Annotated in this window: 3 protein-coding genes and 1 pseudogene; all 4 read right to left on the reverse strand. The window is 69.9% G+C overall.

Annotated features, from left to right (window positions below):
* A partial coding sequence (locus tag A5652_RS05125; RefSeq protein ID WP_067347281.1) for a type I polyketide synthase occupies window positions 1-4,707 on the reverse strand: 4,707 nt, incomplete at its 3' end.
* A 127-nt stretch (window positions 4,708-4,834) separates the two neighbouring features.
* On the reverse strand, window positions 4,835-5,896 hold the full coding sequence (locus A5652_RS05130; RefSeq protein WP_067347283.1) for a type III polyketide synthase: 1,062 nt from the start codon (window positions 5,894-5,896) through the stop codon (window positions 4,835-4,837).
* 82 nt (window positions 5,897-5,978) lie between these two features.
* Window positions 5,979-7,424 (reverse strand): argininosuccinate lyase, encoded by a 1,446-nt coding sequence (gene argH / locus A5652_RS05135; protein ID WP_067347285.1) that lies wholly within the window; start codon window positions 7,422-7,424, stop codon window positions 5,979-5,981.
* Window positions 7,421-8,020, reverse strand: a pseudogene (locus tag A5652_RS05140) (argininosuccinate synthase domain-containing protein); the annotation flags it as partial. The gene argH and the pseudogene A5652_RS05140, both read right to left, overlap by 4 nt.

Consider the following 8,020-nt stretch of genomic DNA (forward strand, 5'->3'; position numbering starts at 1 on the left):
GAGCCCGGCCCCGCCGGCGGCCGCAATCAGCGTCGCGAATTTCGCCTCGAACTCCGTCGTGCGCGAATCGCCGATGTGGTCGTCGTCGAAACCCATCGCGCGCAAAGTGTCCCACTTGCCGCGGCTGGCGGTGACGAACACCTCGGCGCCCCAGTGCCTTGCGAGCTGTACCGCGGCCATGCCCACCCCGCCGGTGGCGGTGTGCACCAAGACCCGTTCGCCGGCGCGCAGCCCGCCCAGGACCGACAGCCCGTACAGCGCCGTCAGGAAGACCACCGGCACCCCCGCGGCCGCGACCAGCGACAGTCCCGGCGGCACCGGTGTCAGCACGCGTTGATCGACCACCGCCTCGGAACCGACGACCCCCAGCAAGCCCATCACCGCGTCGCCGACCGCGAGGCCGGTCACGTCGGGCCCCACCTCGACGACCACGCCGGAGCCCTCGGCTCCCAGCTGGCCACCGCCCGGGTACATCCCCAGAGCCACCAAGACATCACGGAAGTTCACCCCGACCCCGGCCACGGCCACCCGCACTTGCCCGTCGGTCAATTTCGTTCGCGGGCAAGGGGTCACGACCAGGTCCTCCAGCGTTCCCTTCCCGCCGGCATCCAGCCGCCAGCCCGAAGAAGGTAACCCGATCGCACCGCGCACCGGCCGTAACCGCGCCGCATACGCCACACCCTCACGGATCACGACTTGCGGCTCGCCACAATCGATCACCGCGCCGGCGTCCACTGAGCCGTCGGTGTCGATCAGCACCACCCGGCCCGGGTGCTCGGCTTGCGCCGATCGCACCAGGCCCCACACCGCGGCGCCGGCCAGGTCCGAAACGTCTTCCCCGGTGAGGGCGACCGCCCCGCGAGTCTGCACGGCCAGCGTCGCGCCGCTTTCGTCGCCCAACTCCGATTGCAGCTTCGCCAATATCTCGGTGGTCGCGGCGTGCACCGCGTAGACCACGTCGTCGCCATGATCGCCGAGCTCCCACACCGTGGCCTCGGCGTGGTCCTCGCCGCCCAGGGCGATCGGCGACCATGTCACGTCGAGCAATCCGCCGAAGCGCTGGGCGGGAGCCGCCGTCAACTGCCCGGCCGAGACCGGGCGCATGGCCAGCGATCGCACCGTGAGCACCGGAAGCCCCGCCGCGTCGCCCAATTCCACCGAGACGGAGCCGGCACCGGCCGGCGCGATCCGGACACGTGCCCGAGTCGCACCCGATGCGTGCAACGACACATCCTGCCACGAGAACGGCAACACGGTCTGGTCCTGCTCGGCGGCGACCCCGATCGCATGCAGGGCGGCATCCAGAAGCACGGGGTGCACTCCGAAGCCCCCGTCCGGGGCGCCGGCCTCGGGCACGGCGACCTCGGCGAAGATCTCGTCCCCGCGCTGCCACATGGCGCGCAGCCCCTGGAAGGCTCCGCCGTATTCGTAGCCGCGCTGCGCCAGCCCCGCATAGGCGCCGGTGACGTCCACCGCGGCCGCGCCCGCGGGGGGCCAGACCGAAAGGTCCGCGACCGGTGTCACCGCGCCGGACCGCAGCACGCCCTCGGCATGCAACACCCAGTCCGAATCCGGTTGCGGGCCGGCCGAATACACCGATAACCGCCGCATACCGGACTCGTCGGCTGCGCCGACCACCAGCTGCACCTGTACACCCTCGGCGGGGGGCAACAGCAACGGGGCCGACAACGTCAGCTCGTCGAGCACCCCACAACCGACCTCGTCGCCCGCGCGGATGGCCAGCTCGACGAACCCGGCCCCCGGGAACAACACGGTCTCGCCCACCGCATGATCGGCCAGCCACGGGTGGTCGGCCGTCGACAACCGGCCCGTCAGCACCACACCGCCGGAATCGGGCCGTGGTACCACGGCACCGAGCAAACCGTGCTCGGCGCCTGCCAGGCCCAGGGTGGCGACGTCTTGCGACCCCGTCGCACCGCCCGGAAGCCAAAAGTGTTGCCGGACAAACCCGTACGTCGGCAGGTCGACAGCCCGGCCACCCAGGCCGGCCATCGCGGCGCGCCAGTCCACGGCCACGCCCGCGACGTGCGCTTGGGCGACCGAGAGCCAGAAGCGGTCCGGACCACCGTCATCGCGGCCGAGCGACGGGATGACGCACGCCCGCTCGCTGTCGGGCACGGTTTCTTCGATGGCGGCCATCAGCACGGGATGCGGGCTGGATTCGATGAACGCTCGATAGCCCGCGTCGCACACGCTGCGTACGGCCCGCTCGAATTGCACGGTGTGCCGGATGCTTCGGAACCAGTAGTCGGCGTCCAGGCCCGCGGTGTCCATCGGCTCACCGGTGACGGTGGAGAAGAAGGCGACCGCGGAGGACCGCGGCTCGAGGCCGTGCAGCGCTTCGGCGAGGGGCTCGCGGATCGCGTCCACCTGTGCGGAATGCGATGCGTAGTCGACGTCGATCCGGCGGGCACGAATATTCTCGGCTTCGCACCGTTGCATCAGTTCGGCCAGTGCGGCCACCTCGCCGGACACCACGACCGCCGCAACACCGTTGACGGTCGCGATGTTCAGTCGCTCGCCCCACCCGGCGATCAGCTGCTCGGCGCGCGTCAGACTGCACGCCAACGAGACCATGCCGCCCCCGCCCGACAACTGCACCAGCAGCCGGCTGCGTAGCGTGACCACCCGGGCGGCGTCTTCCAGCGACAGCGCCCCCGCCACGTAGGCCGCCGCGATCTCGCCCTGCGAATGGCCGATCACCGCATCGGGGACCACCCCCACCGACCGCCACAGTTCGGCCAGCGACACCATCACCGCCCACAGCGCCGGCTGCACCACGTCCACCCGGTCCAATCCCGGTGCGCCCGGGGCGCCGCGGATGACGTCGATCAGCGACCAGTCGACGTATTCGGCGAGCGCCTTGTCGCAGTGCTGCAGGTGCTCGGCGAACACCGTTGTGGGGACACCTCCCGCTTGCGGGGGACTGTCCAGCAATTGGGCGCCCATGCCCGCCCATTGCGAGCCCTGGCCTGGGAACACGAACACCGTCTTGCCCATCGGCTGCGCGCGGCCCGTCACCAGGCCGGCGCCCTGCTCACCGGCCGCCAATGCCGTCAACCCACGCAACAACTGCGCGCCGTCGGCGCCGACGACGACCGCCCGGTGCTCGAAGCTCGACCGCGTCGCGATCAGCGACCAGCCCACGTCCAACACCCGCACCCCGGGATCGGCCTTCACGCGCGCCAGCAGCCGCGCGGCCTGGTTGGCCAGCGCCTCACCCGAGCGGGCCGAGAGCACCCACGGCACCACCACGTCATCACCTGGGCGCGTGACGTTTTCCTGCTCCGGGACGTACTGCTCCACGATGACGTGCGCGTTGGTGCCGCTGATGCCGAAGGAGGAGACTCCCGCGCGGCGCGGGCGGTCCACCGCCGGCCAGGGCCGGTGCTCCGTCAGCAGCGACACCGCCCCGGCCGTCCAATCCACGTGCGGCGTCGGCTCATTCACGTGCAACGTCTTGGGCATCACCCCGTGGCGGATCGCCTGCACCATCTTGATCACCCCACCGGCACCCGCGGCCGCCGAGGTATGGCCCATGTTCGATTTGATCGAACCCAGCCACAGCGGCTGTTCCGCGGGACGGTCCTGCCCGTAGGTCGCCAGAACGGCTTGAGCCTCAATGGGATCCCCGAGCGTGGTGCCGGTGCCGTGGCCCTCGACCAGATCGACATCGGCCACCCCGAGTCGCGCATTGGCCAGCGCCGCCCGGATCACCCGTTGCTGCGACGGCCCGTTGGGCGTCGCCAGGCCATTGGACGCGCCGTCCTGATTCACCGCCGACCCGCGTATCACGGCGAGCACCGGATGCCCGTGTCGCCGGGCATCGGCCAGCCGCTCCAGCACCAGCACGCCGACGCCTTCGGAAAATCCGGTTCCGTCGGCCGCCCCCGCGTACGCCTTGCACCGACCGTCGGCGGCCAGCGCGCGCTGCCGGCTGAACTCGATGAACATCGCCGGTGTGGCCATCACCGTCACCCCGCCGGCCAGCGCCAGATCGCACTCGCCGGACCGCAACGACTGCGCCGCCAAGTGCAGCGCCACCAGCGACGACGAACACGCTGTGTCCACCGAGACCGCCGGGCCTTCGAACCCCAGCGAATAGGCCACCCGACCGGAGGCCACGCTGAGCGTCGAGCCGCGCAGGCCGTATCGCTCCAGGTGTCCCGGGACCCGTCCCTGACCTCCGTAGGAGCCGTGGAATATCCCGGCGAACACCCCGGTCGCCGAGCCACGCAGGGTCGCGGGGTCAATCCCGGCTCGCTCCAACGCCTCCCAGGACACCTCGAGCAGCAGGCGCTGTTGCGGGTCCATGGCCAGCGCCTCGCTGGGGGCTATCCCGAAGAACGCGGCATCGAAATCGGCGACATCCGAGAGGAACCCGCCGCACCGCGCATAGGATTTGCCCACGGCGTCGGGATCCGCATCGAACAAACCGCTCAAGTTCCACCCGCGGTCCGAGGGAAACTCCGAGACCACATCGCGGCCGTCAACCACCATCTGCCACAACGCCTCTGGTGAATCCACGCCGCCCGGGTACCGGCAACCCATGCCGACCACCGCCACCGGTTCGGTCGCATTTTCGGCTAACAAGGCCAGGTACTGGCGGTTCTCGCGCTTGAGCCGCTCGGTTTCTTTCAGCGATTGGCGAAGAGCCTTGATCAGCTCTTCGGTGTTGCCGTTCATCGAAGGCGGCCTCTCGTGTCACTCACAGCGATACTCCCGCGATGGGTCCCACGCCGGCCGGGTCCCGTCGCCACAAACTCTCAAGCCCAAAAAGCGACGCCTTACGGTAGAAGTGCACGGGCGAAAATCAGTGCCACCGCAACAACACCAATTCCGAACAGAATCCTGGACCCATCGCCAGCATCAAGCCAGGGCTTTCACTCGGCGGCGGCTTGGCCATCGTGTCGCGCAGCACATGCAACACCGACGCCGACGAGAGGTTGCCGATCTCGCCGAGCGAACGCCAGGTGAGTTCTAGTGCCTCGGGCGGCAGGCTGAGCGCGGCGTTGATGGCCTCGATCACCTTGGGGCCGCCGGGGTGGCTCACGAAGGCGCCGATGTCGGCCGTGGTCAAGCCGTGTGCCGCGAGGAACTGGGTGACATCGGCTTCGATGTACTGCTCGACGACGGCCGCGACGTCCTTGGACAGCACCAGCTCGAAGCCGGTGGCGCCCACGTCGAAACCCATGGTGCGCAGCGAATCGGGATACAGGTGGCTGCGAGAGTCGAGGATGGTGGGTCCGCTGGGCACCAGTCGTTCGGCGCGGCGCTCGCCGACCGCCACCACCGCCGCTGCCCCGTCGGCGAACAGGGCGCTGCCGACCAGGCCGGCCAGCGACGGCGAGTATCCGGGATAGGTCAGCGAGCAAAGCTCGACGGAGATCAGCGCGGCCACCGCGTCCGGCGCCCCGCGCAGGTAGTCGTTAACGCGCGCCACACCCGCGGCGCCCGCGACGCAGCCGAGGCCGAACAGCGGCACCCGCCGCACGTCGTCGCGCAGGCCGAGTTGCGCGGCGATCCGGGCGTCCACGGAGGGCACGCTGAGGCCGGTGACCGTGGTGGTGATGAGCACGTCGACGTCCCGGGGCCGCAGTCCCGCCTCGTCGAGGGCGCCGGACAGGGCTTCGCAGCCCAGCGTGACCGCGTGCTCGGTGAAGATCCGGTTGGCCATGCCGAAGTCGGTCAGCGCCGGGTACTGCTCCAGCGGCAGCACGAGGTGGCGGCTGCCGACCTTGGCGCTGGCATGCAGCTGCCGGACGATGTCCTCGTAGCCCTCGAACTCCGGGATGCTCACGAAGAAGTCGGTGAGCTCACGCTGGGAGTATCGGTGCGGTGGCAACGCACCGAAGACGCCGGCGACGACGCTCATTGTTCTTCCACCCCTTGATAACGAGGACTCGGCCCTAAGTGTTCAACCCGATCGCTTTGAGCCCGAAGTCTAGTCTGCATTGTCACGGCAGGTCAGGGAAACCAACCTCATCATCGTCGTCGTGCAGCTGGCGTTTGAGCCTATCCGCGCTGGCCAGGACGGTTTCTATCTGCTCGGCGACCCGAACGGGCGCGGTGCCGCCTCGCGCATCGCGCGAGGACACCGAGCCCTCGATCGTCAACACCTCACGGACCTGTGGCGTGAGATCGGTGCTGATGGCGGCCAATTCGTCGTCGGTCAGCTCGTCGAGCCCGACGGCCCGCTGCTCGGCGGCGCGCACCGCGGCCCCGGCGGCCTCGTGCGCGGACCGGAACGGCACCCCCTGGCGCACCAGCCATTCGGCGATATCGGTGGCCAACGTGTAGCCGGCCGGGGCCAGGGCCGCCATCCGCTCGACATCGAAGGTCAGGCTGCCCACGAGCCCGGCCATTGCCGGCAGCACCAGCTCCAGCTGGGCGACCGAATCGAACACCGGTTCCTTGTCTTCCTGCAAGTCACGGTTGTAGGCGAGCGGCTGGGCCTTCAGCGTGGCCAGCAGGCCGGTCAGGTTCCCGATCAGCCGACCGGACTTGCCCCGCGCCAGCTCGGCGATGTCGGGGTTCTTCTTCTGCGGCATGATCGAGCTGCCGGTCGACCACGAATCGTGCAGGGTGACGTAGCCGAATTCCGTCGAGCTCCACAGGATGATGTCCTCGGCCAGGCGGGACATGTCGACACCGATCATGGCGAACACGAAGGCGGCCTCGGCGGCGAAATCCCGGGAGGCCGTCGCGTCGATGGAGTTGTCGGCCGCGGTGGTGAAACCGAGCTCCGCGGCGATCGCGTCGGGGTCCAGCCCGAGCGACGAGCCGGCCAGGGCGCCCGAGCCGTACGGGGACACCCCGGCGCGCCTGTCGAAGTCGACGATCCGGTCGACGTCGCGCAGCAGCGGGTGGGCGTGCGCCAGCAGGTGGTGGGCCAACAGCACCGGCTGCGCGGACTGCATATGAGTCTTGCCCGGCATGATGGCGCGGGGGTGGGCGGCGGCCTGCGCGGCCAGCGCGCCGACGACGTCCAGCGCCGCCGCGGCGACCCGGCGCACCGCGTCGCGCAGCCACATCCGGAACAGGGTGGCCACCTGGTCGTTGCGTGACCGGCCCGCGCGCAGCCGGCCGCCCAGGTCTGCTCCGACCCGGTCGATCAACCCGCGTTCCAGCGCCCCGTGCACGTCCTCATCGGTGACCAGGGGCGCGAAGCTGCCGTCTGCGACGTCCTCGGCGAGCTGGTCCAAGCCGGCCAGCAGCCCGTCGCGCTGCTCTTCGTTGAGCAGCCCGGCCCGGAACAGGATCACGGTGTGGGCCCGCGAGGCGATGATGTCGTACGGGGCCAGGACCCAGTCGAAGTGGGTGGACTTGCTCAGCGCGGCCAGCGCATCCGACGGGCCATCGGCGAACCGCCCGCCCCACAGTGACCCCTCGCGAGTGCTCACGCTTCGGCCGGGCCCTTTGCGGTCTGGTCCCGGCGGGACGCGATCTTCGAGGACAGCCCGTGCACGTAGACGAAACCCTTGGCGGCCGACTGGTCGAAGCTGTCGCCCTCGTCGTAGGTGGCCAGATTGAAGTCGTACAGGGATTCCGCGCTGCGCCGGCCGTTGACCGCGACGTGGCCGCCGTGCAACACCATTCGCACCTCACCGGTCACGTGCTCCTGGGTCTTGGCGACGAAACTCTCCAGGGCCTCCTTGAGCGGTGAGTACCAGAGCCCGTCGTAAACCAGCTCGGCCCAACGCTGATCGGTGTGCCGCTTGAACCGGCCCAGTTCCCGCTCCAGTGTGACGTGTTCGAGCTCGGTGTGTGCGGTGATGAGCACCATGGCGCCGGGCGCCTCGTAGATCTCACGGCTCTTGATTCCCACCAGCCGGTCCTCGACGACGTCGAGGCGGCCGACGCCCTGGGCGCCCGCACGGGTGTTGAGTTCCTCGATGGCCCGCAGCACCGAGACGCGCTTGCCGTCGATCGTCACGGGCACGCCGCGTTCGAACCCGACGATCACCTCGTCGGGCGTGCTCCAGTTCAGCGTGGGGTC

This window comes from Mycobacterium sp. 1165178.9 (assembly GCF_001673555.1).
Classification (GTDB): domain Bacteria; phylum Actinomycetota; class Actinomycetes; order Mycobacteriales; family Mycobacteriaceae; genus Mycobacterium.

Bases quoted from the DNA above. Each gene is read 5' to 3' on its own strand.
- A5652_RS05130 (WP_067347283.1), bottom strand. From the start codon at position 5,896: ATGAGCGTCGTCGCCGGCGTCTTCGGTGCGTTGCCACCGCACCGATAC.